General features: G+C 69.6%; 23 protein-coding genes and 1 pseudogene. 3 read left to right on the plus strand and 21 right to left on the minus strand.

The genetic code is table 11. The features are described 5' to 3' along the window. Window positions 1-44: 44 nt before the first annotated feature. Genes ACFWY9_RS38115 through ACFWY9_RS38130 form a run of 4 tightly spaced genes read right to left on the minus strand, consistent with a single transcriptional unit; the run spans window position 45 to window position 3,747 of the window. Window positions 45-1,454, minus strand: coding sequence for an aspartate ammonia-lyase (locus ACFWY9_RS38115; protein ID WP_378328167.1), 1,410 nt, complete (start codon window positions 1,452-1,454; stop codon window positions 45-47). A gap of 51 nt (window positions 1,455-1,505) precedes the next feature. Continuing rightward, on the minus strand, window positions 1,506-2,654 hold the full coding sequence (locus ACFWY9_RS38120) for a M20 family metallopeptidase (protein WP_378328166.1): 1,149 nt from the start codon (window positions 2,652-2,654) through the stop codon (window positions 1,506-1,508). Next, the gene (locus tag ACFWY9_RS38125) at window positions 2,651-3,328 is read right to left on the minus strand and encodes a DUF1028 domain-containing protein (RefSeq protein WP_378328165.1); all 678 of its coding nucleotides are present in this window, start codon (window positions 3,326-3,328) and stop codon (window positions 2,651-2,653) included. Before ACFWY9_RS38125 ends, ACFWY9_RS38120 begins: the two co-directional genes overlap by 4 nt. Further along, window positions 3,325-3,747 (minus strand): RidA family protein, encoded by a 423-nt coding sequence (locus ACFWY9_RS38130; protein ID WP_378328164.1) that lies wholly within the window; start codon window positions 3,745-3,747, stop codon window positions 3,325-3,327. Before ACFWY9_RS38130 ends, ACFWY9_RS38125 begins: the two co-directional genes overlap by 4 nt. 255 nt (window positions 3,748-4,002) lie before the next feature. On the opposite strand from ACFWY9_RS38130, the gene ACFWY9_RS38135 reads away from it, so the two are divergent. Continuing rightward, the gene (locus tag ACFWY9_RS38135) at window positions 4,003-5,247 is read left to right on the plus strand and encodes a flavin-containing monooxygenase (protein WP_378328163.1); all 1,245 of its coding nucleotides are present in this window, start codon (window positions 4,003-4,005) and stop codon (window positions 5,245-5,247) included. Between the two features lie 2 nt (window positions 5,248-5,249). Here ACFWY9_RS38135 and ACFWY9_RS38140 read toward each other — a convergent pair whose 3' ends face one another. The 12 genes from ACFWY9_RS38140 to ACFWY9_RS38195 form a co-directional block, all read right to left on the minus strand. Next, entirely contained in the window at window positions 5,250-6,161 is a 912-nt protein-coding gene (locus ACFWY9_RS38140; protein ID WP_378328162.1) for a LysR substrate-binding domain-containing protein, read from the minus strand. A 41-nt stretch (window positions 6,162-6,202) separates the two neighbouring features. Then, on the minus strand, window positions 6,203-7,777 hold the full coding sequence (locus tag ACFWY9_RS38145) for a succinic semialdehyde dehydrogenase (protein ID WP_378328161.1): 1,575 nt from the start codon (window positions 7,775-7,777) through the stop codon (window positions 6,203-6,205). 7 nt (window positions 7,778-7,784) lie between these two features. Further along, window positions 7,785-9,413 (minus strand): GMC family oxidoreductase, encoded by a 1,629-nt coding sequence (locus tag ACFWY9_RS38150; protein ID WP_378328160.1) that lies wholly within the window; start codon window positions 9,411-9,413, stop codon window positions 7,785-7,787. Between the two features lie 143 nt (window positions 9,414-9,556). Continuing rightward, entirely contained in the window at window positions 9,557-10,300 is a 744-nt protein-coding gene (locus ACFWY9_RS38155) for a hypothetical protein (protein WP_378328159.1), read from the minus strand. 76 nt (window positions 10,301-10,376) lie between these two features. Continuing rightward, window positions 10,377-11,630: a multiple monosaccharide ABC transporter permease gene (gene mmsB / locus ACFWY9_RS38160; RefSeq protein ID WP_378328158.1), complete on the minus strand. Its 1,254-nt coding sequence runs from the start codon at window positions 11,628-11,630 to the stop codon at window positions 10,377-10,379. Continuing rightward, window positions 11,627-13,147: a multiple monosaccharide ABC transporter ATP-binding protein gene (mmsA, locus tag ACFWY9_RS38165; RefSeq protein ID WP_378328157.1), complete on the minus strand. Its 1,521-nt coding sequence runs from the start codon at window positions 13,145-13,147 to the stop codon at window positions 11,627-11,629. Before mmsA ends, mmsB begins: the two co-directional genes overlap by 4 nt. After that, window positions 13,144-14,241 carry a multiple monosaccharide ABC transporter substrate-binding protein gene (gene chvE, locus ACFWY9_RS38170; RefSeq protein WP_378328156.1) on the minus strand — a complete coding sequence of 366 codons (1,098 nt, stop codon included), beginning with the start codon at window positions 14,239-14,241 and terminating at the stop codon, window positions 13,144-13,146. The genes mmsA and chvE overlap by 4 nt, the downstream gene beginning before the upstream one ends. Before the next feature lie 41 nt (window positions 14,242-14,282). Beyond that, entirely contained in the window at window positions 14,283-15,788 is a 1,506-nt protein-coding gene (gene araA, locus ACFWY9_RS38175; RefSeq protein WP_378328155.1) for an L-arabinose isomerase, read from the minus strand. Beyond that, window positions 15,785-16,489 (minus strand): L-ribulose-5-phosphate 4-epimerase, encoded by a 705-nt coding sequence (locus ACFWY9_RS38180; protein ID WP_378328154.1) that lies wholly within the window; start codon window positions 16,487-16,489, stop codon window positions 15,785-15,787. Before ACFWY9_RS38180 ends, araA begins: the two co-directional genes overlap by 4 nt. Then, a complete protein-coding gene (araB, locus tag ACFWY9_RS38185) occupies window positions 16,486-18,165 on the minus strand; it encodes a ribulokinase (protein WP_378328153.1) in 1,680 nt (559 codons plus the stop codon). The genes ACFWY9_RS38180 and araB overlap by 4 nt, the downstream gene beginning before the upstream one ends. 118 nt (window positions 18,166-18,283) lie before the next feature. Next, window positions 18,284-19,300 carry a LacI family DNA-binding transcriptional regulator gene (locus tag ACFWY9_RS38190; RefSeq protein WP_378328152.1) on the minus strand — a complete coding sequence of 339 codons (1,017 nt, stop codon included), beginning with the start codon at window positions 19,298-19,300 and terminating at the stop codon, window positions 18,284-18,286. A gap of 95 nt (window positions 19,301-19,395) precedes the next feature. After that, the gene (locus ACFWY9_RS38195; protein ID WP_378328151.1) at window positions 19,396-20,049 is read right to left on the minus strand and encodes a TetR/AcrR family transcriptional regulator; all 654 of its coding nucleotides are present in this window, start codon (window positions 20,047-20,049) and stop codon (window positions 19,396-19,398) included. A gap of 150 nt (window positions 20,050-20,199) precedes the next feature. Between ACFWY9_RS38195 and ACFWY9_RS38200 the strand changes: the two genes are divergently transcribed. Next, window positions 20,200-21,318, plus strand: a complete 1,119-nt coding sequence (locus ACFWY9_RS38200) for a serine hydrolase domain-containing protein (RefSeq protein WP_378328150.1) — start codon at window positions 20,200-20,202, stop codon at window positions 21,316-21,318. Here ACFWY9_RS38200 and ACFWY9_RS38205 read toward each other — a convergent pair. From ACFWY9_RS38205 to ACFWY9_RS38225, 5 genes and pseudogenes are all read right to left on the minus strand, one after another. Further along, a complete protein-coding gene (locus tag ACFWY9_RS38205) occupies window positions 21,315-22,319 on the minus strand; it encodes an amidohydrolase family protein (protein ID WP_378328149.1) in 1,005 nt (334 codons plus the stop codon). The genes ACFWY9_RS38200 and ACFWY9_RS38205 overlap by 4 nt on opposite strands. A gap of 51 nt (window positions 22,320-22,370) precedes the next feature. Continuing rightward, window positions 22,371-23,042 carry a VOC family protein gene (locus tag ACFWY9_RS38210; protein WP_378341170.1) on the minus strand — a complete coding sequence of 224 codons (672 nt, stop codon included), beginning with the start codon at window positions 23,040-23,042 and terminating at the stop codon, window positions 22,371-22,373. Between the two features lie 17 nt (window positions 23,043-23,059). Continuing rightward, window positions 23,060-23,402: pseudogene (locus ACFWY9_RS38215) on the minus strand (hypothetical protein); the annotation flags it as partial. Between the two features lie 212 nt (window positions 23,403-23,614). Further along, entirely contained in the window at window positions 23,615-24,241 is a 627-nt protein-coding gene (locus tag ACFWY9_RS38220; protein WP_378328147.1) for a TetR/AcrR family transcriptional regulator, read from the minus strand. A 124-nt stretch (window positions 24,242-24,365) separates the two neighbouring features. Then, window positions 24,366-24,947, minus strand: a complete 582-nt coding sequence (locus tag ACFWY9_RS38225; RefSeq protein ID WP_378341171.1) for a TetR/AcrR family transcriptional regulator — start codon at window positions 24,945-24,947, stop codon at window positions 24,366-24,368. 96 nt (window positions 24,948-25,043) lie between these two features. On the opposite strand from ACFWY9_RS38225, the gene ACFWY9_RS38230 reads away from it, so the two are divergent. Next, a complete protein-coding gene (locus tag ACFWY9_RS38230) occupies window positions 25,044-25,706 on the plus strand; it encodes an MBL fold metallo-hydrolase (protein WP_378341172.1) in 663 nt (220 codons plus the stop codon). The last annotated feature ends 117 nt before the right edge of the window (window positions 25,707-25,823 follow it).

Here is a 25,823-nt window from a genome sequence, read left to right on the forward strand (position 1 = left end):
GGTGGCCTCCTTGGACCGGATCTGGTGAAGACGCTAGGGGACGGTCAGGCGAGTGGTCCGCCGGTGAGCGCCTGGGGCGTGGTCAGCGCGCCGAGCTGCTCGTCGGTCAGCAGCCGTCGCTCCCGCACCAGGTCCAGCGCGGGACGGCCGGTGCGGTGCGCCTCCAGCGCGACGGTCGACGCGGCCTCGTAGCCGAGCGCGGGACTCAGCGCGGTCACCAGGCCGGTGGAGCCGGCGACGATGCCCGCCAGGTGCTCGCGGCGGGCGGTGATCCCGCGGACGCAGTGCTCGGTGAGCACCCCGATCCCGGCGGTGAGGTGGTCGAGGCCCGCGGTGAGGGCACGGGCGATGATCGGCTCGAAGGCGTTGAGCTGCAGTTGCCCGCCTTCCGCGGCGAGGGTGATCGTGACGTCGTTGCCGATGATCTCGAAGGCGATCTGGTTGACGACCTCGGGGATGACGGGGTTGACCTTGCCGGGCATGATCGAGGACCCCGCCTGCCGCGCGGGCAGGGTGATCTCGCCGAGCCCGGCCTGCGGGCCCGACGAGAGCAGCCGCAGATCGTTGCAGATCTTCGAGAGCTTGACCGCGACCCGCTTGAGCACACCGGAAAGCTGGACGAACACGCCGACGTCCTGGGTGGCCTCGATGAGGTCGGGGGCGGAGACGAGTGTCGGGATGCCGGTCAGCCCGCGCAGCCGCGCCACGGCCAGCTCGCGGTAACCGGGGCGGGCGTTGAGGCCGGTGCCGATCGCCGTGCCGCCGAGGTTGAGCTCGTGCAGCAGCAGTCGGGCCTCGGCGAGGCGCTGCTCGTCCTCGCCGAGGGTGGCGGCGAACGCGCCGAACTCCTGGCCGAGGGTCATCGGGACGGCGTCCTGCAGCTGGGTGCGACCCATCTTGAGGATGTCGCCGAACTCGGACGCCTTGGCGGAAAACGCTTTCCGGAGTCCGGCGAGCGCGGCCAGCAGCTCGGCGAGGTGGCTGTCGAGCGCGAGCTTGACCGCGGTGGGGTAGACGTCGTTGGTGCTCTGGCCGAGGTTGACGTCATCGAGCGGGTGGAGCGCGGCGTGGTCTCCGCGCTCGTGGCCGAGCAGCTCCAGGGCGCGGTTGGCGATGACCTCGTTGGCGTTCATGTTCGTCGAGGTGCCGGCGCCGCCCTGGATGAGGTCGACGACGAACTGGTCGTGCAGCAGGCCGTTCCTGATTTCGGTGCAGGCCTTCGCGATGGCGTCGGCTTTGCCGCGGTCGAGAGCACCGACGTCCGCGTTGGCGATGGCCGCGGCCTGTTTGACCGTCGCCAGTGCCACGACCAGGTGCGGCCGGTCGGCGAGGATTTCCCGCGTGATTGGGAAGTTGATGAGCGCGCGGGCGGTGTGGGCGCCGTAGTAGGCGTCCGCGGGCACGCCGATTTCGCCGAGCATGTCGTGCTCGGTCCGCGTCGGGGTGTGGGACATCGTTGTCCTTCCCGGAAGAAGTGGTTACAGGACGGGACGTGCGGGAGCGGGTCAGGGCGTCACGGCCCGGTCCACTCCGGTCCACGCCAGTGCGATCGCGCCGTCGAGCAGGGCTCGCTGCGCGGTGCCGCCGACGCAGTGGGCGGCGAACTCGCGCTGGTGGTTGATCGCGGGCAGGGACCCGATGCCGATGTAGGGGTGGATGGCGGGCACGACCTGCGAGACGTTGCCCATGTCGGTGGAGGCGCGGTTCATGCGGGACGCGGTGCCGTCCGGGGCGAACTCGCGGCCGAGTTCGAGCGCGTTGCCGCGGTAGGCCGCCAACGCCGCCTCGTCCGCGCGGAATTCGGCGTACGGCTTGCTTTCCGGCTCCACGGCCAGCTCGCAGCCGGTGGCCACCGCGCCCGCCTCGAAGGCGCGCAGTACGCGGGGCTCCACTTCGGACAGTTCCGCGAGTGTCTCGGCCCGGACGTACCAGCGGCCCTCGGTGTGCTCGGGGATCGCGTTCGGCGCGTCACCGGCGTGTGTCACGACGCCGTGCACGCGTGCCGACGCCGGGAGCTGCTGGCGGAGCAGGCCGATCGCGACCTGGGCGACGGTGAACGCGTCGGCGGCGTTGATTCCGGCCTCGGGGTAGGCGGCGGCGTGCGCGGACTTGCCGGTGTAGGAGATCTTCGAGTGGCTGACGGCGAACGGCCGGGCCTCGGCGACGTCGACCGGCGCCGGGTGCACCATCATCGCGAGGTCCACGCCGGCGAACGCGCCGCGGTCGAGCAGCTCGATCTTCCCGCCGCCGCCCTCCTCGGCCGGGGTTCCGTAGACCTCGACGGTCAGCCCGGCGTCGTCGGCCACCGCGGCCAGTCCCAGTGCGGCGCCGACCGAACTGGCCGCGATCAGGTTGTGCCCGCAGGCGTGGCCGAGGCCGGGCAGCGCGTCGTACTCGGCGCACAGCGCGATCCGCGTCGGGCCATGGCCGAAGCTCGCGTGGAACGCCGTGTCGAGGCCGAGATACTTCGCCGTGACGGCGAACCCGGCGCGGTCGAGCAGCTCCGGCACCGCCGCGGCGGCGCGGTGTTCCTCCCACGCCGTCTCGGGGTCGGCGTGCAGCCGTTCCGACAGGCGGATCAGCGCGTCGGCGTGCCGGTCGATCTCGGCGCGGGTGGCGTTCTTGAGCGTCGACAGTGTTGTCAGTGTTGTCATCGGTCGTCTCCCGGCACGCCGTAGGAGGGCGCGGTGGCGGGGTCGAGGCCGCGGGTGACGTAGTCGTCGCGCTGGGGGAGCCACACGTCGAGCAGCTCGGCGAGCCGGTCGATGGGGTCGTCCGCCCAGTCCACCCGGAGATCCGTGACCCGCCAGTCCACATCGGACACCACGACGACACCGGCGGAACGGACGGGGCCCTCTTCGCCGCCGGCGGTGAGACCGGCCCGCAGCGCGGTCACGAGCCTCTGCTCCAGTTCGCCGGTGGCGGCGGTGAACGCGTCCACAATGGACTGCGGGATGTGCTTGCCCGCCAGCATGTTGCCCGCCGCCACGACGCCGTCGGCGGCCGCCAAGGCGTGGGTGCCCAAAGTCCGGGATCCGCTGTAGGCGAAGCCGGGGCCGGTGCGGCCGAGCACGGTGAGCTGCCGGTACTCGATGTCGTCCGCGGTGGTGACGTCGGCGAGGGCGCGCTCGGGATCGCCGTGGCAGGCGAGCCGGTCCAGCAGCCGGACGCCGAGCCGCGGGTCCGTGATGTTCTGCGAGGCCGCCGCGCCGACGCCGGGACGCAGGTGTGCGACGCGGGCGACGACGGCGGGGCTCGACGAACTGGCCGCGACACCGAACCGCACGGTGTCCCCGGAGATGTCGCGGGCCACGATCGAAAAGGTCACTTCTCCTCCTCCGGGATCACGGCGATGGCGTCGATCTCGCACAGCCACTCCGGCCGTGCGAGGGCGGACACCACGACGCCGGTCGAGATCGGGTGCACGCCCTTGGTCCACCGCCCGACGACGCGGTACACGGCCTCGCGGTAGCGCGGGTCGATCAGGTAGATGGTGAGCTTGACCAGGTGCTCCATCCGGCTGCCCGCCTCGTCCAGCAGCATGGCGATGTTGGCCATGGCCTGCTCGGCCTGTGCGGCGGCGTCGCCGATCCCGACGGACTCGCTGGTGTCGAGATCCTGCCCGATCTGGCCGCGCACGTAGACCGTGCCGTTGGCGACGACGGCCTGGCAGAGGTCGTTGTCGAGGCTCTGCTCGGGGTAGGTGTCGCGGGTGTTGAACGGGCGGATGCGACGGTGGACAGTCACTGCGTGGCCTTCCCTGGGGCGGTGGTCGGACGTCGCCTCAGCCTGAACTCGGCACCTGCGTTCTGTCCAGTAGATCTTTCAGTACCAATGAATCGGAATTTCCGATGCAATCCTGCATCGGCTGAACAGATCTTGTGTGCCGGAAACATCTGTTGGACACGGGAAGTGGGGGCGGTCAGGATCCGGTGAGACGTACGAAAGCGTGGAGACGCACCGGGACGGGTTCACCCCGCCGGTCCGGAGTGGAGGTCTGGGATGTCGAGCCAAGAGGTGGAGGTTCTCGTCGTGGGCGGGGGCCAGGCCGGTCTGGCGATGAGCGAGCACCTGAGTGACAGCGGCGTGCCGCATCTGGTCGTGGAACGGCACCGGATCGCGGAGCGCTGGCGTTCGGAGCGGTGGGACTCGCTGGTCGCGAACGGTCCGGCCTGGCACGACCGCTTCCCCGGCATGGAGTTCGCCGGGCTGGCACCTGACGCCTTCGCTTCGAAGGATCAGGTGGCGGACTATTTCGAGGCGTACGCGGAGAAGATCGCCGCACCGGTCCGCCCCGGGGTCGAGGTGACGTCCGTCCGGCGGCACGAGGGGCGGCCCGGTTTTCGCGTGGAGACCTCGGACGGGACGATCGACGCCCGCTTCGTCGTCGCGGCGACCGGACCGTTCCAGCGGCCGGTGATTCCGCCGATCGTGCCGGACGGCGCCGACCTCCTGCAGCTCCACTCCAGCGGCTACCGGAACCCGGAGCAGCTGCCCGAGGGAGCGGTGCTGGTGGTCGGCGCGGGTTCGTCCGGGGTGCAGATCGCCGAGGAACTCCGCCGGTCGGGGCGGCAGGTGTACCTCTCCGTCGGCCCGCACGACCGGCCGCCGCGCCGGTATCGCGACCGCGACTTCTGCTGGTGGCTCGGCGTCCTCGGCAAATGGGACGCCGAAACCCCGCCGTCGGGCGCGGAGCACGTCACCATCGCCGTCAGCGGCGCCCGCGGCGGGCACACCGTGGACTTCCGGGCGCTGGCCGGGCTCGGCATCGATCTGGTTGGCCTGACCCGTTCGTACGACAACGGCGTCCTGCGGTTCGCGCCGGACCTCGGGGCGAACATCGCCAGGGGAGACGCGAACTATCTCGCGCTGCTCGACGAGGCCGACGCCTACGTCGCGCGCAACGGACTGGACTTCCCGGAAGAACCGGCCGCGCGCGAGCTGGGGCCGGACCCCGCGTGCGTGACCGACCCGATCCTCGAACTCGATCTCGCCGCCGCCGGGGTCCGCTCGATCGTCTGGGCGACCGGGTTCGCCACGGACTACGGCTGGTTGCGCGTCGACGCGTTCGACGAGAACGGCAAGCCACGACACCGTCGCGGCGTGTCGTCGGAACCGGGCGTGTACTTCCTGGGATTGCCCTGGCTGGCGCGTCGCGGCTCGAGCTTCATCTGGGGTGTGTGGCACGACGCCAAGTTCGTCGCCGACCACATCGCGACGCAGCGCGGGTATCTGAGCCAGGCCTGACTTCAGTTCGCGTAGCGGGTGCGGCACAGCTCCCGGAACTCCTGCGCCCGCCGGGTGAGGCGGACTCCGCGCATCGAGGCGACGACGATGTCCAGCGCCGGGACGTCGTCGGTCAGCGTGAGCGGTACGGCTCGCGCGCCCGAGTAGGTCGTTTCGGCGGGCGGGCGCTGATTGAGGAGCGCGAAGCCGTGGCCGTAGGCGACGAGCGCGCGCACGGTCTCGTAGCCGGTGGTGCGGTGGCGGACCCGCGGCTCCACCCCCGCGTCGCTGAGGACCGACTGCAGATACTCGCGGCTGTGCGGCAGATCGAGCAGCACCATGGGCTCGTCGGCCAGGTCCTGGAGCGACACCTTGCGGCTCTTCCGCCGCGCGAGCCGGTGATCCTCGGCGACGAGGGCGTACGGGGGCGCCGTGCCCACGACCTCGCGGTCGATGTCGTCGCCAAGGTCGTAGCCGTACAGCAGGGCGAGCTCGGTCTCGCCCGAGCGCAGAGCCGAGGTGAGGGCGTTGTGTTCGCCTTCGCGCAGCGACACGTGGACCCGGGGGTGCCGGGCCTCGAACTCGGCCAGCAGGCCGGGCAGCCGGAACGGTGCGAGCGTGGCGAAGCAGCCGACGGTCAGCGTCCCGACCAGCTCGGTGCCGGACTGCCGGGCGGTCTCGACCAGCTCGGCGCCGTGCGCGAGGAAGTCCAGCACCCGCTTGTAGAACGCCTCGCCCGCCGTGGTCAGGCTGAGCCCGCGGGCGTGGTGGCGCAGCAGGAACTGCACGCCCATTTCCTTCTCCAGCTGCGCGATCGCGGTCGACACGGCCGACTGCGACACCATGAGCTCCTTCGAGGCGGCGGTCATGCTCAGATGCCGGGCCGCCGCCTCGAAGTAACGCAGCTGCACGAGGGTGAAGGAAGGCTCGCTCATGGAGACATCCTGCCTCGCGTGCGCTCGCCTCGCCGGGACGGCTAGCGGATGCGCAGCTTCCGCATGAACTTCAGCCCCGAGAGCATGCCCTCGACGTACTTTTCGTAGCTCTGGCCGGGCCGGGGGCTCATGACCTGTTTCTTGAGCACCGCCATGTTCTGCACGTCGGTGTACTTGAGCAGGCCCTGGTCGCCGTGGCGGGCGCCGACGCCGGAACTCTTGACCCCGCCCGACGGCGTCCCCTTCGCGGCGTACGCGGTGGCGAGAATGTCGTTGATGTTGACGTTGCCGGTTTCGAGCCGCGCGGCCACGGCGCGCGCAGCGCCGATGTCCCTGCCCCAGACCGAGGCGTTGAGGCCGTAGTCGGTATCGTTGGCGAGCGCGACGGCTTCGTCGACCGTACGGTATTTGTGCAGCGCGACAACGGGTCCGAAGGTTTCGGTGACGCCGCAGAGCATGTCCTTCGTGACGCCTTCGAGGATCGTCGGCTCGAAGAACGCCGGACCGAGGTCGGGACGGGGCTTGCCGCCACAGAGGACGGTCGCGCCCTTGGCCACCGCGTCGTCCACATGCGACTGGACGCGGCGCATGTGGTCGACGGAGACCAGCGAGCCCATCTCGGGGCCGAAGTCGTAGGCGGCGCGGACGTCGAGCGCTTCGGCCTTGGCCACGAACGCCTTCTTGAACTCGTCGTAGCGGGACTCCGGGAGGTAGATCCGCTCGATGTGCATGCAGATCTGGCCGGTGTTGCCGAACGCGCCGAAGACCGCGCCCTGGGCGGCCTGGCCGATGTCGGCGTCGGGGAGCACGATCATCGGGTTCTTGCCGCCGAGTTCGAGGCAGCAGCCGATGAGATTCCGGCCCGCCCGCTCGCCGATCACCTTGCCGGTGGCGGTGGAGCCGGTGAACATCACGTAGTCGGCGTTGTCGATGAGCGTCGGACCGACGTCGGGGCCCTCACCGCACACCACCTGGAACAGGCCCTTCGGCAGCCCGGCCTCTTCGAGCAGCTGGATGCCGTACAGCGGCGAAAGCGCTGTCTTGTTGTCCGGTTTCAACACGACCGCGTTGCCTGCCATCAAAGCCGGGATGGCGTCGGAAATGCCGGTGGCGAACGGGAAGTTCCACGGCGCGATGATGCCGGCCACGCCCTTGGGCAGCCGGATCTCGGTGGACGTCGTCAGCAGCGGTACCGGCCCGCCGCGCCGGACCGGTGCCAGCAGTTTCGGGGCCCGCCGGAGGTAGTGGCTCATCACCATCGGCGGATCGCAGGACTCCTCGATCGCCATTCGCCGGTTCTTGCCGCTTTCGACCTGGATGAGGTCGGCGACGATCCGCGCGTTGCCGACGAAGAGCGCATGCGCTCGATCGAACACGGCCAGCCGCTGTTTGAGCGGGGTGGCGGCCCATTTCCGCTGGGCCTCGCGCGCGGCCGCGAACGCCTGCTCGATGTCGGCGGGCGCCGACTGCGGCAGCTCGACGAGCGTCTCGCCGGTGTAGACCTCGGTGAGTTTCCAGGGCGGCCCGGACGAACCCGGGACCCTGGCGACGAGCTGCCGCAGGAAGGCGTCGGTCACCGACGCCGGCCGGGTGAGCCCGAGCGGGGTGAGGGTCATGATCCGCTCACTTTCCGGCGAGGACGAGCTGCGCGCCCATCTCGCCGATCATGATGGCGGGCGCGTTGGTGTTGCCGCCGGTGATCGACGGCATGATCGAGGCGTCGCAGACCCGCAGCCCGTCGACACCGCGCACCTTGAGGTCGGGGCCGACGACGGCGAGCTCGTCGACGCCCATCCGGCAGGTGCCGACGCCGTGGTAGACCGACGTCGCGCGGTTCAGGATCGCGTCGCGCAGTGCCTGGCCGCGCAGCTGCGTGCCCGGGTGGAGCTCCTCCTTGATCGCGCCCTTGAACGCCTTCGACGCGAAGATCTCCCGCACCATTTCCGAGCCCTCGGCGAGGACGTCGAGATCGGCAGGGTCGGCGAGGTACTGGAAGTCGATGAGCGGGGACGCCGTGGGATCGGCCGAGGCGAGCCGCAGCGTGCCCCGGCTCTTCGGGTAGATCAGCGTCGTCAGCACGGTGAGCGCGGGCCGCTTGTCGACGGCGTGCCGGATCGGCGCGTCCTGGTTGGGCGACACGTACGCCCACGGCAGCAGGTGCAGCTGCAGGTTCGGGACCGTCTCGGCCTGGGAAGTCTTGAGGAACGCCAGCGCCTCGAAGACCGAGTTCGCCAGGAAGGTGCTGCCGGGCCGGAGCAGCTCACGGGCCAGGCCGCGCGCGAAGTACGGCGCCGTGCCCTTGTTCTTGCAGGAGGAGACCCGGAACGTCAGGGCGTGGAACATGTGGTCGTGCAGGTTGTCGCCGACGGGAAGGTCGGCGAGCACGTCGATGCCGTGTTCTTTCAGGTGCTCGGCGTGGCCGATCCCGGAGAGCATGAGCAGCTGCGGCGAGCCGACGAACCCGGCGGAGAGGATGACCTCCTTGCCCGCGCGGACCGTGCGCTGCCTGCCGTTCGCGTCGACCACCTCGACGCCGACGGCGCGGCCGTTCTCGATGACGACCTTCTTCGCCAGCACGCGGGACTGCACGTCGAGCGTCGCGGGTGCGAGGTCGCGGAGGTAGCCGCGCGAGGCGCTGTAGCGCAGGCCGTCCGCGGCGTTCTGCTGCATCCGGCTGACGCCTTCCTGCGACTCGGCGTTGTAGTCGTCGAGGATGTCGCAGCCGACGGCGTCGGCGGTGGCGTCGAGGAACTGGAGCGTGCCTTCCTGCGGGATCTTGTTGCGGGTGATCCGGATCGGCCCGCCCGCGCCCCGGAAGGCGTTCTCGCCGTCCTCGAAGTCCTCCATCCGCTTGTACGCGGCGTTCACGCTGTCGGCGTCCCAGCCCGTGTTGCCCTCGGCGGCCCAGGAGTCGAAGTTCGCGCGGTTGCCGCGGACGTAGACCATGCCGTTCACCGAGCTGGAGCCGCCGATCACCTTGCCGCGCGGCACCGGCATCCGGCGATCTAGAACGTGTTTCTGCGGGACCGAGTAGTAGCCCCAGTCCACGATCTTCTTGAGCTGGGGCACCGCGTGCATCGGGGCGACCATCCCCGGCTTCGTGACCAGCAGCTGCTCGTCGCTCTTGCCCGCCTCGAGCACTATGACGCTGGCCCCCGACTTCGCCAGCCTGCCCGCGATCGCAGCCCCCGAGCTGCCCGATCCGACGACCACGTAGTCGGCTTCGTCGCCGCGCGGCGCCCTTTTCACCATTTCCGCTCCTCGGTCCGGACCGCAACCCAAAAACTGGAACCTGTTCTAGTTCCGCCCAACCGTATAGCGGTCCAGCCCGATCCGCAACGCCCTGTGCTCTCCCGTCGACGCCGCGCTCACGGCGGCGTGCCCGAAACGGGCGGTTATTCCGCGGTGCCGCCACCTCCGGTCTGCGGCGCGCCCTTCGGCTTCACGATCGGCGTCCGTCCGGCGGGCAGGCCCGAGCCGCTCCCGGGCGTCGTCGTGGCAGGGGAGGCCGGTGGCGTCGTGGTGGGCGGGGTGCCCAGGATGGTGAACTCGAGCACGCCGGGGATCGGGGTGCCCGCGCATCTCAGGGTGGCCTGGTACCGGCCGGGCGTGCTGATCACCGTGGTCTTCCCGCTGAACCGGCCGAAGTTGCCGCCGCTGGTCCACCGCAGCGGGGCGGCGAAACCCGGCGAGGTCGCGGGGCCCAGCGCGCCACCGGGGCAGCCGTTGATGGTGTCCGAGCCGGCCGAGATCTCGCCGCCCGGCTGCACCTCGGCCGGGTACAGGCCCCACGCCGGAGGCTGGTGCGGCAGGACGGTGAACCGGGTGGACAGCTTCCTGCCGTCGCAGGTGGCGGTCGCGGTGTAGACACCCGGCGTGGAGACGGCCGTGCCGTTGCCCCACAGGTTGTTCCGGTCGCCGCCGACGGCGACCAGGGCGACCGGCGCGGTGAAGCCGGGTGAGGAAACGGCCGAGTACCGGTCACAGCCGCCGTGGATGCCGGTGCCGAAAATCCTGCCCGGCCGCACCTCCGTGGGATAGACCTCGAGGGCCGGTGCGCTCGCCGCGGCCGCCACCGGCGCACCCCCGAACACGATCGCCATGGTCGTCAGTGCCGTCGTCGCCGTTCTCCTGGCCATTTCCCGTTCCTCCTCGTCGCGCGCCTGGAATCGATGCCGCATATACGCGCGAGCGAGCTGTCCGGGTTGCCACGGGCTACCGGGCGAGCAGGCGGGACGCCGTCCCCGCACGGCGTTTGGTCCAGATGTCGTAGGCGACGGCGGCGAGCAGGACTGCGCCCTTGACGAGCATGACGCGTTCGCTGGGGGCGCCGATGAGGGACATGCCGTTGTTGATGACCGCCATGATCAGGCCGCCGGTGATGGCACCGACGACCTTGCCGACGCCGCCCTGCACCGCGGCGCCGCCGATGAACGCGGCGGCGATGGCGTCGAGTTCGAAGTTGACGCCCGCGGTCGGGCCCGCCTGGTTGAGCCGTCCGGCGAAGATGATCCCGGCGAGCGCGGCGAGCACGCCCATGTTGACGAAGATCCAGAAGGTCACGGACTTGACCTTGACCCCGGACAGCGTCGCGGCCTGCAGGTTCCCGCCGACGGCGTAGATGTGCCTGCCGAACACGGATTTCCCGGCCACGAGCGAGTAGCCCAGCACGAGCACGGCGAGCAGGACCAGCACCCAGGGCAGGTTCTTGAACCGCGCCAGCTGCACCACGACCGCGAGCACGACGACGGCGGCCGCGGCGATCTTGAGCACGAACATCGGCAGCGGGTCGACCTCCTGCCCGTACCCGAGCCGCGCGGTCCGCTTGCGCCACTGGGTGAGCGCGATCCCGGCGACCACGGCCACGCCCGCGAGCAGGCTGACGAGGTCGGCGCCGCCGAGTGGGCCGAGCCCGATGTTGCCGAGGTAGCCGCCGGTGAACCCGTTGGACAACGTGCGGATCGCGTCCGGGAACGGGCCGATGCCCTGGTTGCCGAGCACGGTCAGGGTCAGCGCGCGGAAGGCGAGCATCCCGGCCAGTGTCACGATGAACGCGGGGATGCCGAAGTAGGCGACCCAGTAGCCCTGCCAGGCGCCGATCAGCGCGCCGACGACCAGGGTGACGAGCACGGCGAGCGGCCAGGGCAGGCCGAGATTCACCGTCAGCACAGCCGAAACCGCGCCGGTCATCGCGACCACCGAGCCCGCGGAGAGGTCGATGTGCCCGGCGATGATCACCAGGATCATCCCGATCGCCAGGATCAGCACGTAGGAGTTCTGGACGATGATGTTGGAGATGTTCTGCGGTTCCAGCAGCGCGCCGCGGGTGATCACCTCGAACAGCACGACGATGAGCGCGAAGGCGACGTAGATTCCGCTCTGCCGCAGGTTGATCGAGATCCGCCGGGGACTGCGCGGCGCGGCCGGAGCGGCGGAGTCCGTGGTCCGCGGGGTGTCGGTGGTGGTCATGGCCGTTCCTTCGTCATGTACCGCATGAGGATTTCCTGGGTGGCGTCGGCGCGGGCGACCTCGCCGGTGATCCGGCCGGCGGACAGCGTGTGGATCCGGTCGCACAGGCCGAGCAGTTCGGGGAGTTCGGAAGAGATGACGAGCACCGCCTTCCCTTGTGCGGCAAGCGCGTTGACGATCGTGTAGATCTCGTACTTCGCGCCGACGTCGATGCCGCGGGTGGGCTCGTCGAGGATGAGCACGTCCGGGTCGGTGAAGATCCACTTGGCCAGCACGACCTTCTGCTGGTTGCCGCCGGACAGCTTGCCGGTGACACTGCGCACGGACGGTGCCTTGATCCGCAGGTCGCGGTGGAACCTCGCGGCGACGTCGTGTTCGGCGTGTTCGTTCACCCAGCCGCGGCGGGCCAGCTTGCGCAGGCCCGCGGCGGCGGTGTTGCGCTGGATGTCGTCGATCAGGTTGAGCCCGTAGCGTTTCCGGTCCTCGGTGGCGTAGGCGATCCCGTGCCGGATGGCGTCGCCGACGGACCGCACGGTGATCTCCCGGCCGTCCTTGACCAGCCGCCCGGAGATGTCCGTGCCGTAGGAGCGGCCGAAGACGCTCATCGCCAGTTCGGTGCGGCCCGCGCCCATGAGCCCGGCGAGCCCGACGATCTCGCCGCGCCGCAGCATCAGGTTGGCGTGGTCGACGACGACCCTGCCGGGCTGGGTGGGGCTGTGCACGGTCCAGTCCTCGATGCGCAGCACCTCGTCGCCGATATCCGGTTCCCGGGGCGGGAAGCGGTGTTCGAGGTCGCGGCCGACCATGCCGGTGATGATGCGTTCCTCGCTGAGCCCGGCCGCGCCGAGCGTTTCGATGGTGCGGCCGTCCCGCAGGATCGTGACGGTGTCGGCGATCGCGGTCACCTCGCCCAGTTTGTGCGAGATGATCACGCAGGTCACCCCGTCGTCACGCAGTTCGCGGAGCAGGCCGAGCAGATGCGCCGAATCGTCGTCGTTGAGCGCGGCGGTCGGCTCGTCGAGGATGAGTAGTCTGACCTCTTTGGACAGTGCCTTGGCGATCTCGACGAGCTGCTGCTTGCCGACGCCGAGATCACGCACCGGCGTCACCGGGTTCTCGTGGAGGCCGACGCGGCGCAGCAGCTCGCCCGCCTCGTGATTGGTGCGATTCCAGTCGACCCAGCCGCGCCGGGCCTGTTCGTTGCCGAGGAAGATGTTCTCGGCGATCGACAGCTGGCCGCAGAGCGCGAGTTCCTGGTGGATGATGACGATCCCGCGCCGCTCACTGTCGCGAATGGACGAAAACGTGCACCGCTCGCCGTCGAAGGAGATCTCGCCGTCGAATGTCCCGTGTGGATGGACGCCGGAGAGCACCTTCATCAGAGTCGACTTCCCGGCGCCGTTCTCGCCGCAGATCGCGTGGATCTCCCCGCGGCGCACGGAAAGCGTGACGTCGGCGAGCGCGGTGACGCCGGGGAAGGTCTTGGTGATCCCGCGCATGCCGAGCAACTCGGTCATTTCAGCTGGCCCGGCGTGTAGTACCCGGAGTCGAGCAGCTCCTTCTGGTAGTTGCTCCTGTCCACGGTGACCGGCTGCAGCAGCTGGGACGGCACGACCTTCTTGCCGTTGTCGTAGTCGGTGGTGTTGTTGACCTCCGGCTTGTTCCCCTTGAGCACGGTGTCGGCCATCTTCACCGTGACCTCGGCGAGCTTGCGGGTGTCCTTGAACACCGTCGAGTACTGCTCCCCGGCGATGATCGACTTGACCGAGGCGACCTCCGCGTCCTGTCCGGTGACCACCGGGTACGGCTGCCCGGCGGTGCCGTAGCCGTTGCTCTTCAGCGCGGACAGGATGCCGATCGACAGCCCGTCGTACGGCGAGAGCACGCCGTGGACCTTGGCGCCGCCGGTGTAGGTCTTGGTGAGCAGGTCCTCCATCCGCCGCTGCGCGGTGGCCGGGTCCCAGCGCAGGATCGCGGTGCGGGCGAAGTCCGTCTGTCCGCTTTTGACGATCAGCTTCCCGCTGTCGATCAACGGTTTGAGCACCGACATCGCGCCGTTGAAGAAGAACGTCGCGTTGTTGTCGTCGGGTGAGCCGCCGAACAGCTCGACGTTGAACGGGCCCTGCCCGTCGCCGAGACCCTTGACCAGGGAGTTCGCCTGCTCGACGCCGACCTTGAAGTTGTCGAACGTGGCGTAGTAGTCGACGTGGGGAGAATTGCGGATGAGCCGGTCGTAGGCGATCACCGGGACCTTGCGGTCGGCGGCCTCCTGCAGCTGGGTGGTGATCGCCGTCCCGTCGATCGAGGCGACGACCAGGAGCTTCGCACCCTTGGTGAGCTGGTTCTCGATCTGGTTGACCTGGGTGGGGATGTCGTTCTCGGCGTACTGCAGATCGACCTGGTAGCCGAGCTTTTCCAGTGATGCCTTGATGTTGTCGCCGTCGTGGATCCAGCGCTCGGAGGACTTGGTCGGCATGGTGACACCGACCAGCCCGCCACCCGCTCCGGCCGCCGCCTGCTGGTCGGCCGTCTTCGTGCTGGACCCGCACGCGGACACGCTCAGCCCCAGTACCGCGATCCCAGCCGCGGCGATGCTTCGAATGAACCTCATTGTTCGTTCTCCTGTCCGAAGGCGTTTCTCGAATTGCTCTGTCAGAAACCCAGCGCGAGCCGGTGATAGGCCTGGTTCCAGCGGATCCGGTCCGCGAAGTCCGCGGTCGTGGTGTGCTCGTCGATGACGAGCAGTTCGACGCCGAGCATGCGGGCGAAGTCCCGCACGGTCTCGGTGCCGACGGCCTGGCTGAGCACCGTGTGGTGCGGGGCGCCCGCGGTGATCCACGACTCCGCGGACGTCGTCAGCGAGGGCGCGGGCTTCCAGACCGCGCGGGCCACCGGCAGGTTCGGCAGCGGCTCGTCGGGCGGTACGACCTCGATCTCGTTGGCCACCATGCGGAACCGGTCGCCGAGATCGCTCAGCCCGAGCACGACGCCGGGTCCGGGGCGAGCGTCGAAGACGAGCCGGACGGGATCCTCCCGCCCGCCGATGCCCAGCGGGTGGATCTCGCACGACGGCTTCCCGGCCGCGATGCTCGGGCACACTTCGAGCATGTGCGCGCCGAGGATCTTCGGCTCACCCGGCCCGAAGTGGTAGGTGTAGTCCTCCATGAAGGACGTTCCGCGGTCCGATCCACGGCCCATCGTCTTGACCGCGGCCAGCAGCATCGACGTCTTCCAGTCGCCTTCACCGCCGAAGCCGTACCCGTCGGCCATCAGCCGCTGCACCGCGAGCCCCGGGAGCTGACGTAGCCCGCCCAGATCCTCGAAGTTCGTGGTGAACGCGCCGAACCCGCCCTCGGTGAGGAAGGACCGCAGGCCGAGTTCGATCCGCGCGGCGTACCGCAGGGAGTCGTGCCGCGCACCGCCGCGCGCCAGCTCGGGCCTGAGCACGTATTCGTCGGCGTACCAGACGACCAGATCGTCGACCTCCACAGTGGACACCGCGTCGACCCGCTCGACGAGGTCGTGCACGCCGTAGGTGTTGACCGAGACCCCGAACCTCCGCTCTGCCTCGACCTTGTCACCCTCGGTCACCGCGACGTCACGCATGTTGTCGCCGAACCGCGCCAGTTTCAGCGTCCGCAGCCGGGCCGCGCCGAGCGCCGCCCGCGCCCAGGCGTCGATTCGGGCCACCACCAGCGGGTCGGCCACGTGGCCGGCGACGGTTTTGCGGGGCACGCCGAGCCGGGTCTGGATGTAGCCGAACTCGCGGTCGCCGTGCGCGGCCTGGTTGAGGTTCATGAAGTCCATGTCGATACTGGCCCACGGCAGCGCCTGGTTGAGCTGGGTGTGCAGGTGCAGCACCGGTTTCCGCAGCGCGTCCAGCCCGGTGATCCACATCTTCGCCGGGCTGAACGTGTGCATCCACACGATCACCCCGGCACAGGCGGGGTCCGCGTTGGCCTCCTGCAGTACCCGGCGGATCCCGGCGGACCCGGTCAGCACCGGCTTCCCGATCAGCTCGCCCGGCAGCCCGCCGGACTCGGCGAGCAGGTGCTGGATCCGCAGGGACTGCCCGGCGACCTGCTCGAGCGTCTCGTCGCCGTAGAGCGACTGGCTGCCGGTGAGGAACCACACCTGCGGCTTGGTCCCGGACGTCATCTGTTCTCCCCGTTCTGGCCGGTTCGGTGCTGGCCGTAGACGTTCTGGTAGCGCTCGTGCAGCCGGTCGACGTCGTCTTCGGACAACGGAACGGGCTTCCCGAGCTGGTGTGCGATGTGGACAGTGCGCGCGACGTCCTCGACCATCACCGCGGCCTTCACCGCGTCCCGCGCGGTCCGCCCGACGGTGAACGGGCCGTGATTGCGCATCAGCACCGCGGGGGAGCGGCTCGCGCGCAGCGTCTCGACGATGCCGCGGCCGATCGAATCGTCCCCGATCAACGCGAACGGGCCGACCGGGATCTCGCCGCCGAACTCGTCGGCGATCATCGTGAGCACACAAGGAATCGGCTCGCCGCGCGCCGCCCACGCCGTCGCGTACGTCGAGTGCGTGTGCACCACCCCGCCGATCTCGGGCAGATGCCGGTAGACATACGCGTGCGCGGCCGTGTCGGAGGACGGTGCGAGGTCCCCGTGCACCAGCTTCCCGCGCAGATCGGTGACGACCATCGTGTCGGCGCTCAGGTCCGCATAGGACACTCCGGACGGCTTGATCACCATCAGGTCCTGGCCCGGCACACGTGCCGAGATGTTGCCCGCGGTCCAGCTGACCAGCTCGTTGCGGGTCAGCTCGCCGTGCAGCCGGGCGACGGTTTCCCGCAGCGCGGCTATGGTGTCGCGGGCTCGTGCGGTGAGCGTCATGTGTTCTGTCCTTTCGCGACAGTGGCCAGCTCGCGGCGACGGGCGGCGAGACGGTGCATGACGTCGTTGCCGCCGCGGCCGAAGTAGTCGTGCAAGAGCTCGTATTCGGCATACAGCTCGTCGTAGGCCGCCACGTTCGCCAGCACCGGGCGGTACACCAGCCGCTCGACCGAACCCATCGCGGCCGCGGCGGCACGGACGTCGGGGTACGCGCCGGCGGCGACCGCGGCGTGGATCGCCGAGCCGAGCGCGGGTCCCTGCGCCGACCCGATGATCGACAACGGCAGGTTGGTGACGTCGGCGTAGATCTGCATCAGCAGCGCGTTCTTGGTCAGCCCACCGGCGATGATCAGTTCGGTGACCGGCACTTCCGCCGCGGTGAACGTCTCGATGATCTTGCGGGTGCCGAACGCGGTCGCCTCCAGCAGCGCCCGGTAGACGTGCTCGGGGCGGGTGTCCAGGGTCTGCCCGACGAGCACCCCGGACAGCTCGTGATCCACCAGCACCGAACGGTTCCCGCTGTGCCAGTCGAGCGCGACGAGGCCGTGCTCGCCGACCTCCTGCCGCGCCGCGAGCCTGGTCAGCCACTCGTGCACGGACAGCCCCGCCGCCCACGCGTCGTCCACATGGGACGCTGGGACGCCCTGTTCGACGAACCAGCCGAAGATGTCACCTACGCCGCTTTGCCCCGCTTCGTATCCCCATAGCCCGGGAACGATCCCGCCGTCGACCACCCCGCACATGCCGGGAACCTCACGCAGCTCGGCACCGCTCATGACGTGGCAGGTCGAGGTGCCCATGATCGCCACCAGCTGCCCCGGCTCGACCGCCTGCGCCGCCGGTGCGGTCACGTGCGCGTCGACGTTGCCGACCGCCACCGCGATTCCCTCCGGCAGCCCGGTCAGCACGGCGGCCTCGGCGGTGAGGCTGCCCGCCCGGGACCCGAGCCGCCCCAACGGGTGTTCGAGCTTGTCGGCCACAAAGGACTCGAAGCCCGGCGTCAGCGCGTGGAGGAAGGCGCGGCTCGGATACCGGCCGTCCTGGTAGATCCCCTTGTACCCGGCCGTGCAGGTGTTGCGGACATAGGACCCGGTCAGCTGCCAGACGATCCAGTCGGCCAGCTCGACCCAGTGTCGCATCGCGGCGTAGACCTCGGGTGCCTCCTCGAAGACCTGCAACGCCTTCGCGAATTCCCACTCCGACGAGATCAGCCCGCCATACCGCGGTAACCACGCCTCACCGCGTTCCCGTGCGAGCGCGTTGATCCGGTCCGCCTGCGGCTGCGCCGCGTGATGACGCCACAGCTTCACGTACGCGTGGGGATTCCCGGTGAACTCCGGCACCTCGCACAGCGGCGTGCCGTCGGCGGTGGCAGGCACCATCGTGCAGGCCGTGAAATCCGTGCCGATCCCGATCACGTCACCCGGGTCGGCACCCGCTTCGGCGAGCGCGGCGGGGACGGCGGTGCGCAGGACGTCCACATAGTCCGACGGCACCTGGAGCGCCCAGCCGGGCGGCAGCTTCTGGAAGGTCGTGGGGAGCCGGTCGTCGACAACACCGTGCCGGTATTCGGTGACCGCGCTTCCCAGTTCCGCGCCGTCGCGGACCCTGACCACCACCGCGCGGCCCGACAGGGTGCCGAAGTCGACACCGACGACCAGAGGATCTGCTGGCACTGGGGACTTTCCTTTCGGGGACCGGGGTGACGGAGCGCCGCTGGCGGCGGGTGAAACGAGTACTGTTAGCGCTAACATTTGCGGGACGGCAAGACTGTAAGCGCTTTCCTGAGCAGGGCTACCGTTTTCCGGTGCTGTCCCGCACGATCAGATCGGGTGCCACGAGGTGGCGGGCGTCGGGGGAACCCCCGTTCATTCGCTCGACGAGTAACCGGAAGGTCCGTCTGCCGACCTCGATGAAGTCCTGCCGCACCGTCGTCAGCGGCGGGCTGAAGTAGGCCGCCTCGGGGACGTCGTCGAACCCGGCGACCCGGACGTCTCCCGGTACCGCGATCCCGGCCTCGGCGAACGCGCGCAGGACGCCCAGCGCCATCTGGTCGTTCGCGACGAAGACCGCGTCGACTCCTCTCTCGCGGACCAGTGCGCGGCCGGCGTCGTAGCCCGAGCGCGGGCTCCAGTCCCCGCGTAGCGCGGGTGGCACCGGCGCGCTGTGGCGTTCCAGGGTTTCCCGCCAGCCCCGTTCACGTTCGAGCGACTCCAGCCAGTCGGACGGCCCCGCCACGTGCCATACCGTCCGATGTCCCAGTGCGAGCAGGTGCTCGGTCACGCGCCGGGCCCCTTCGTGCTGGTCCACCGAGATCACCGGCACCGGAGCCGAGTCGCCACCGCCGACGGCGACCATCGGGACGTCGGCGGGCGCGCGCCGCAACGCGTCGCCCGCGGTGACATGCGGTGCGATCACGACGATGCCCTCGACCGCCTGGCGCCGCAGGTTCTCCACGGCATCCGCGATCGACGAGCGGCCGGGGCGGCTCACGCTCGCGATGGTGATCGCGTAACCCGCTTCGCGGGCCGCGTTCTCTATTCCGTGGAGCGTGCTCGCCGGACCGTACAAATTGGACTCCAGCGCGACCACGCCGAGCGTGTTCGACCGGCCCGTCGCCAGTGCCCGCGCGGCGGAGTTGGGGCGGTACCCCAGTTTCTCCACCGCGGCCAGCACGCGTGCCCGGGTTTCGGCGCGGACGGGGCCGGTGTCGTTCACGACCCGGGACACCGTCATGTGCGAGACCCCGGCCAGGGCCGCGACCTCGGCGAGCCCTGCCTGGCGCTTGCCAGAGGAGCCATCGGCGGGCATCGACACCTCCTTGCCGCGTTCCGGGTGCGTGAGCAAGGTTATGTTAGCGATAACAGGCAGCGGGTCAACCCGCTTCGGGTTGCGGTCCTGTCACGTCAGGGGAGACGAGCCTCGATGTCGGCGAGGTGGGCTGCGACGATCTCTTCGAACGCGGCGCGGCGGTCCGCCCCGAGAGGACGGACGTCGCGCGCGAAGTGGGCCAGGGCGGGGAAGTGTTCGGGGTCGGCGCCCAGCACCGCGACACGGAACAGTTCCATGCCCTGCTCGCGCTCGTCGGCGCTGAGGGTGCCGACTCCCGCCTCGGCGGCGATCAGCGCGGCGATGAGGACCACGAGCCGGTGGTAGCGCCCCGGGATTTCCGCGTCGGGCAGGCCCGACGAGCGCAGGGCCTGGAGCACTTCTTCCATGACCAACCGGGAACCGGTGCCGCTCGACGCGTAGCGCCCCCAGATCGAGGCGAGCTGGGGCTGCTGCCCGAAGGCCTCTCGCAGGCGCAGGGCCAAGGCGGTGATGCGCTGTCTCCAGTCGCCTTCGGGGCGGTGATCGTCCATCGCCGCCGCGAGGATCCGGTCCGCGACCGCGCGCAGCAGTTCGGTCTTGGTACGGAAGTGCCGGTAGAGGCTGGAGGAGTCGGTCCCGAGCGCCGCGGCGAGCTTGCGCACGCTGAACGACTCGGCGTCGCCCGTGCGCAGCAGATCCGCCGCCGTGTCCAGGATTTCCTCGGTCGCCCAACGCCTTCGACCTGTCATCTCGCTCCTCTCGTCGCGGCCAGCATAGCTTATGCACTTGCTGTTGCACGCAGTGCGTGCATAATGAGGACATGTGCCGCCCGAAGCGGCGCGCTCCCACGCTTCGCCGTCGTCGAGTTCGCGACTGGGGAATAGGAAAGGACATCCGCCATGAGGAAACCGCTGGATCCCGCCGAGTTGGCCGCCGCTCTGGAAAACGTCCACCGTGCCGGGATACCGGGCCTGTTCGCCGAGGTGCGCGACGGCGAAGAGATCTGGCGCGGCGCCGCCGGTGTCGCCGATGTCGTCACGGGCCGTCCCGTCACCGCCGATCTGCGGCACCGCGTCGGCAGCATCACCAAGACCTTTACCGCCGCCGCCGTGCTGCAGCAGGTCGAGCAGGGCCAGATCGGGCTCGACACATCGATCGGCCACTACCTGCCGGGACTGGTTCCCGGCGAACGCGGTGCCGCGATCACGGTCCGGATGTTGATCAACCACACCAGCGGGCTCGCCGAATACCTCCCTTATGCCTACCCGACGCTGAAAGCGTTTCCCGACATGGCGAACACCTGGCCGCAGAGCCTGGACGACCACCGCTTCACGCGCTTCGACGCGGAAGAACTGATCGGGCTGGGGGCCGCCGCGCCCGCCACCGGTGCCCCGGGCAGTACGCCGGGGGTGTACTCCAACACCAACTACCTGCTCCTCGGCGCACTTCTGGAACAGGTGACCGGTGTCGCGGCCGAAAAGTACATCACCCACAACATCATCGAGCGCGCCGGTCTCCGGGACACCGCGTTCCCCGACGGGGCGCACGTCGACGGGCCGCACTCGCGGCTCTACGAGTCCTGGTTCGGCATGATCGACCCGCCACGCGATTTCAGCGTCTACGACATGTCCTTCGTGGGACCCGCCGCGTCCCTGATCTCGACCGTCGCGGACCTCAACCGCTTCTTCGGCCTGCTGCTGGCGGGCGAGATCGTCGGCGCGGAGTCGCTGGCGCGGATGCGACGCACCGTCCCGGTCATCTCCCAGGAACGCAAGACGATCGACTACGGCCTCGGCCTGCATCCGATGGCGGCCGCGGACGGGACCACCTTCTGGGGCCACGGCGGCTCGGTCTGGGGCGGAGGAGCGTTGGCGATGACCAGCGCCGACGGCGAGCGGCAGCTGGCCGTGGCGGTGAACCTGCAGCGCTGGAACAGGTTCGGGCCCTCGGGCAAGCCGCTACCGCATCCGATCGACGACGCGCTAGCGGCTTTCCACCGGGTGGCGATGTGCGGCTAGCCCCGATGGGGAACGGTCCGGGGTGGTGCCTTGTCGAAGTCGAACAGCGCCAACGCATTGCCGTAGAGGATCTTCTCGATTTCCTGGTCGGGCAATCGGGATTCCTTGATGTACTCGAACGTCTGCTTGTAGGACTCGACCGACAGCAGAATGGGGAAGTCGCTACCCGGCACGATATGGTCGGCGCCGAAGGCTTCGCAGGCACACCGGAGAGCGGCTTGTGAACCCCATCCAACGGTGTCGTAGTACAGGCTGCGAGCCATCACGCTTGGTGGACTGAGCAGGTCTGGCGTGCTTGCCTGGCCATCGAGTCTCGCCAGCTGCATGGGGATCAGGCCACCCAGATGAGGAATGATGATTTTGATATTCGGATAGCGAGCCGGGATGTTTCGCTTGATCAGATGGAGAACGACAGCGGTGTCCTCCAGTGATGCCCCGGCCGCCGCCGTGAAGCCGTAGTCGTTGATCAACGGTGAACAGATGCCGTTTTGGGATGGATGAAAGAAAAGTGTCGTGCCACGCGCGTTCATCTCCTCGTACAGTGGTTCGAATTCCTCCTCGGCCGTGGAGCGGTTGAACACCGAGCAGTTGAAGGTCACGCCGACCATGCCCAACTCGTCCAGCCCGCGCCGCATTTCCTCGAGTGACGCATCGATATGCGGCAAGGGCAGAGAAACGAAGGAGGAGAACCGGTCAGGATGCGAATTCGTCAGCTCGCAGTAGCTGTCGTTGAGTATATGTGCCGCCTCGACCGCCACCTGGGGTTCCGGCGCGTATGGTGCCAGGCCGGCGGCGGAGAGGACCTGCCGCTCCACTCCGGCATCGTCCATCATGTCGATACGCTGATCGATCATCCCCGGTTCATCGGTCATGACCGCGAGCGTCTTGCGTTCCGCTAGTACCGATTTCGCCGGGGTCGTGGCTGGCGTCCCAGCGGTCAACGCTCCCAGCATGGGCCGATACGAGGTAGGCAGGTAATGGGCGTGTACGTCGACGATCATGTGTGTCGGTCCTCCTTGTGTCCGTTCGTAGCGGCAGGCCGGCCGACGGCGCTAGAGGTCGGCCGGGTCCCTGCGCAGCGTGACCTCGCGCCCGGCCGCGGTGCGCACCGTGACCGCGCGCACGCCCGGCCGGCCGGACACGACGGCCAGCGGCAGCCGGTCGAAGGTCTCGGCACCGATGTGCTCCCGCAGTTCCCCGGCGTCGGCGCCGATCTCCAGCCGGGTCACGGCCACCCCGCGCTCACCGTGCTCCGCCGCCCCGCGATCCGGGTTGGTGGCCGGGTTCTCCCGGTAGAACCAGTTCGGCAGCCCCCGGCGCCAGCACGTGTCGAGCGCGCGGCCGGGGCCGGGTGCGGTGGTGATGATGCGCTGGGTGCCGTCGGGCTGGACGCGCCCCGGAAGCCGTGCCACTTCGCCGCCGAGCCGCTGCGCGACCGCGGCCAGTTCGTCGAGGGTGTCGGCGCGCAGGCTCCAGAACATCCACCGGTCGCCGTCCGCGACGACCCGGTCGAACCAGGCGGCCCCCGCGTCGCGCTCGGCCGCGGGTGCCGTCACCGCCTCGACCTCCAGGTAGACGTCCCCGCCGAGAGGGAAGATGGTGTTCGCGATGCCGGCGGCGAAGACGCCACCGGCGTAGTGGGCGAGTCCTGTCTCCTCCCGCACCCGGCGGACCCCGTCGCCCAGGTCGCGGACGCCCAGGCAGAGGTGATCCAGATGAAACATGCCGGTCCTTTCCGGGTTCACCACGTCACGGGGAGTTCGTGCACCCCGTAGGCGACCATGTCGTGCTTGAACTTGATCTCGTGCAACGGAACCGCGAGCCGCCACGTCGGGATCCGCCGGTGGAGCGTGGCCCGCCGATCCCCAGATCCTCCGGTGGGACGCGCCTTCGTCCACTGTGGACGATGCTGGGGTAGCGCAGCTCCTGACCGCATTCGCCACGAGTGCGTCGTCGCCGTGGCGGACCGCGGCGAGCTGGTCCGGATGCTCCAGCAGCGCGGCGGTACCCAGAGCGATCGTGTTGGCCGTCGTCTCGTGCCCGGCCACCAGCGGGAGCCACCCCATCGCCGCGGGTTCGGCTCGAACGGGCAACGGCCTCGGGGCATCGGGTACCGGGGCGCGCCGGACAGGGGCCTCGCCATCGCAGACCTCCCACAGAGAGATACCGAACGATTGTTCGCCAACTTACTGAACACATGTTAGGAATCTCGGGGCACCCTGTCCACCCGCCCGGTCGAGATCGCCGCCACAGCAGGGAACGGTCGTCGGTGTGGAACGGGAGAAAACGCCGTGTTTCAGGCGAAAACGAGCGAAACGAACTCGTCGACGAACGCCATCACCGAGTCCGCATCGGTGTGCTTGGGGGAGTTCGGGAAGAGAGCGACGCGGCCGTGCGCGCCGACGAAGGCGATCACGGCGGCCCGCTCGGCGGGCACCCGGAGCGCGATCCCCGCCGCGGCACAGCGTGCGAAGCCGTCGACGAGCAGATCGATCACCTCGGCCAGCGGCCCGGCGGGCCGGGCACCGGGTGCGGTCCGGGGAGGCCCGTCGGCGGTCATCAGCCGGTAGTGTCCGGGGTTCTCCACCGCGAACCGGCAGGAAGCATGGATCATCGCCCGCACGCGGCCCACCACGTCGCCGGAGTCCACGCGCCCCTCGGCCGCCTCCATCGCGGCACGCAGCCGGGCGAACTCGTACTCGGTGAGCCCCGTGACGAGCGCGGCGCGATCGGTGAAGTGCTGGTAGATACTGGCCGGCGCGATACCGGCGGCGCGGGCGACGCCGCGGATGGTCAGCCCGTCCTCCCCGTCGAGCTCGGACAGCAACCGGCTGGCCGCGGCGAGGATCTCCCCGCGCAGCCGCTCGCCCTCCCCCCAGCGGTTGCGCGTGCGCGGAGCGCTGACCCGGACCTCTTCCGACATGTACCCATTCTTACCGTTCGCGCCGCGGCAGAGCTTGGGTAGCCGCGCGGAATGCAGCGCAGTCTCGCATCCTGGCCGACGCGGTCGCGGCGTGCCCGCGGGGTCCGGCCTCGGCGACGCAAGGCTAGTCCCGATGGGGAACGAGCATCGCGGTGGCCTCGTGGATGAACGACGTCAGGTGCGGGCCGCGCGGCGTGGTGCCGGGGTCCTGCTGGCCCAGCTGCAGCAGGCCGAGAACGGTCGCGTACGCGATCCTCGCCCGGTGCCGGGCTTGCGCGGGTGAGAGGCCGAGTTCGCGGTAGGTGCGGACGAGCAGGTCCAGCCGGGCTTGGTTGACCCGGCCCAGTACGGCGTGGACCCGCTCGTCGCTCCGTTCCGCGAGCAGGCTCAGAAGTACCGAAGGTGCCAGGCCGGTGCCGGCGCGCGCGGCCGCCGAAACAAGCTGGCGCAGTCGTTCCGCGGGCTCGGTCGTCGCGGCGAATTCGGCCAGGCCGTCCTGGCCGTGGGTACGTTCCCACTCGGCCAGCGCGGCCACGACGAGTTCGTCGCGGTTGCTGTAGTGCGCGTAGAAGCTGCCCTTGGTGACGCCCAGTTTGCGAGCCAGAGGCTCGACCGCGACGGCGGCCAGCCCGCCGTGGGCGATCGCCTCCAGGGCCGCCCGCGCCCAGTCCTGCCCGGACAGCCGCGGCATCCGTTGCTCCTGCACACCGCCAGGATACGGGACCGTATTGACGGATGACCATACGGGGGCGTATCAATACGGCAGCGTATCAATACGGTTTCGTATGTTAAGGGGGACGGGATGTTCGAGATCGCCGAGGACGTGTTCCTGCTCGAAGGCAGGCCGCGCTTCGCCTACAACGTCTATTTGCTGGACGACGTCCTGGTCGACGCCGGATCGCGGCACGCCGAGCGACGAATCCTGCGGCAGCTCGCCGGACGGAAGGTGCGGGCGCATGCGGTGACGCACGCGCATCCTGACCACCAGGGCGCCAGTCACGCGGTGTGCGAGCGGTTGGGGCTCCCGCTGTGGTGCGGCGCGGGCGACGCGGACGCCCTCGAAAGTGGCGACCTCACGGCGGTGACTCCGGACGTCGCGATCGCCCGCTGGCAGCTGGCCCACTGGGCGGGCCCGGCGCACCCGGTCGCCCGGCGCCTGCGCGAAGGCGACGTCGTCGGCGGATTCACGGTGCTGGAGACGCCGGGACACACACCCGGTTCGGTTTCTTTCTGGCGTGAAGCCGATCGGGTGATGATCGCCGGCGACGTGGTCAACCGGCGTCCGCTGGTCATGGGCGGGGCCCTCGCCGAGGCGCCTGTCGCGTTCTGCGTGGATCCGGCACGCAACCGTGAGTCGATCCGCCGTCTCGCCGGTCTCGATCCCCGGATCGTCTGCGTCGGTCACGGCCACCCGCTGCGCGACACCGGGCAACTCGCGGACCTCGCGGCCCGGTTACCAGCTTGAATAGCGTCGCGAATGGGACATTGACGGCGTTGAACGTCCCCAATGTGCCATTCGCGACGTCGGGCGATGCAGTCGGCATAGGCGCGGTCACGTATAAACAACAGACCCAGCCCACGA

It is taken from the genome of Amycolatopsis sp. NPDC059027, assembly GCF_042739735.1.
Lineage (GTDB): Bacteria > Actinomycetota > Actinomycetes > Mycobacteriales > Pseudonocardiaceae > Amycolatopsis.

Bases quoted from the DNA above. Each gene is read 5' to 3' on its own strand.
- ACFWY9_RS38115 (WP_378328167.1), bottom strand. From the start codon at position 1,454: ATGTCCCACACCCCGACGCGGACCGAGCACGACATGCTCGGCGAAATC.
- ACFWY9_RS38120 (WP_378328166.1), bottom strand. From the start codon at position 2,654: ATGACAACACTGACAACACTGTCGACGCTCAAGAACGCCACCCGCGCC.
- ACFWY9_RS38135 (WP_378328163.1), top strand. From the start codon at position 4,003: ATGTCGAGCCAAGAGGTGGAGGTTCTCGTCGTGGGCGGGGGCCAGGCC.
- ACFWY9_RS38140 (WP_378328162.1), bottom strand. From the start codon at position 6,161: ATGAGCGAGCCTTCCTTCACCCTCGTGCAGCTGCGTTACTTCGAGGCG.
- ACFWY9_RS38145 (WP_378328161.1), bottom strand. From the start codon at position 7,777: ATGACCCTCACCCCGCTCGGGCTCACCCGGCCGGCGTCGGTGACCGAC.
- ACFWY9_RS38150 (WP_378328160.1), bottom strand. From the start codon at position 9,413: ATGGTGAAAAGGGCGCCGCGCGGCGACGAAGCCGACTACGTGGTCGTC.
- ACFWY9_RS38155 (WP_378328159.1), bottom strand. From the start codon at position 10,300: ATGGCCAGGAGAACGGCGACGACGGCACTGACGACCATGGCGATCGTG.
- mmsB (WP_378328158.1), bottom strand. From the start codon at position 11,630: ATGACCACCACCGACACCCCGCGGACCACGGACTCCGCCGCTCCGGCC.
- mmsA (WP_378328157.1), bottom strand. From the start codon at position 13,147: ATGACCGAGTTGCTCGGCATGCGCGGGATCACCAAGACCTTCCCCGGC.
- chvE (WP_378328156.1), bottom strand. From the start codon at position 14,241: ATGAGGTTCATTCGAAGCATCGCCGCGGCTGGGATCGCGGTACTGGGG.
- araA (WP_378328155.1), bottom strand. From the start codon at position 15,788: ATGACGTCCGGGACCAAGCCGCAGGTGTGGTTCCTCACCGGCAGCCAG.
- ACFWY9_RS38180 (WP_378328154.1), bottom strand. From the start codon at position 16,489: ATGACGCTCACCGCACGAGCCCGCGACACCATAGCCGCGCTGCGGGAA.
- ACFWY9_RS38190 (WP_378328152.1), bottom strand. From the start codon at position 19,300: ATGCCCGCCGATGGCTCCTCTGGCAAGCGCCAGGCAGGGCTCGCCGAG.
- ACFWY9_RS38195 (WP_378328151.1), bottom strand. From the start codon at position 20,049: ATGACAGGTCGAAGGCGTTGGGCGACCGAGGAAATCCTGGACACGGCG.
- ACFWY9_RS38200 (WP_378328150.1), top strand. From the start codon at position 20,200: ATGAGGAAACCGCTGGATCCCGCCGAGTTGGCCGCCGCTCTGGAAAAC.
- ACFWY9_RS38205 (WP_378328149.1), bottom strand. From the start codon at position 22,319: ATGATCGTCGACGTACACGCCCATTACCTGCCTACCTCGTATCGGCCC.
- ACFWY9_RS38210 (WP_378341170.1), bottom strand. From the start codon at position 23,042: ATGTTTCATCTGGATCACCTCTGCCTGGGCGTCCGCGACCTGGGCGAC.
- ACFWY9_RS38220 (WP_378328147.1), bottom strand. From the start codon at position 24,241: ATGTCGGAAGAGGTCCGGGTCAGCGCTCCGCGCACGCGCAACCGCTGG.
- ACFWY9_RS38230 (WP_378341172.1), top strand. From the start codon at position 25,044: ATGTTCGAGATCGCCGAGGACGTGTTCCTGCTCGAAGGCAGGCCGCGC.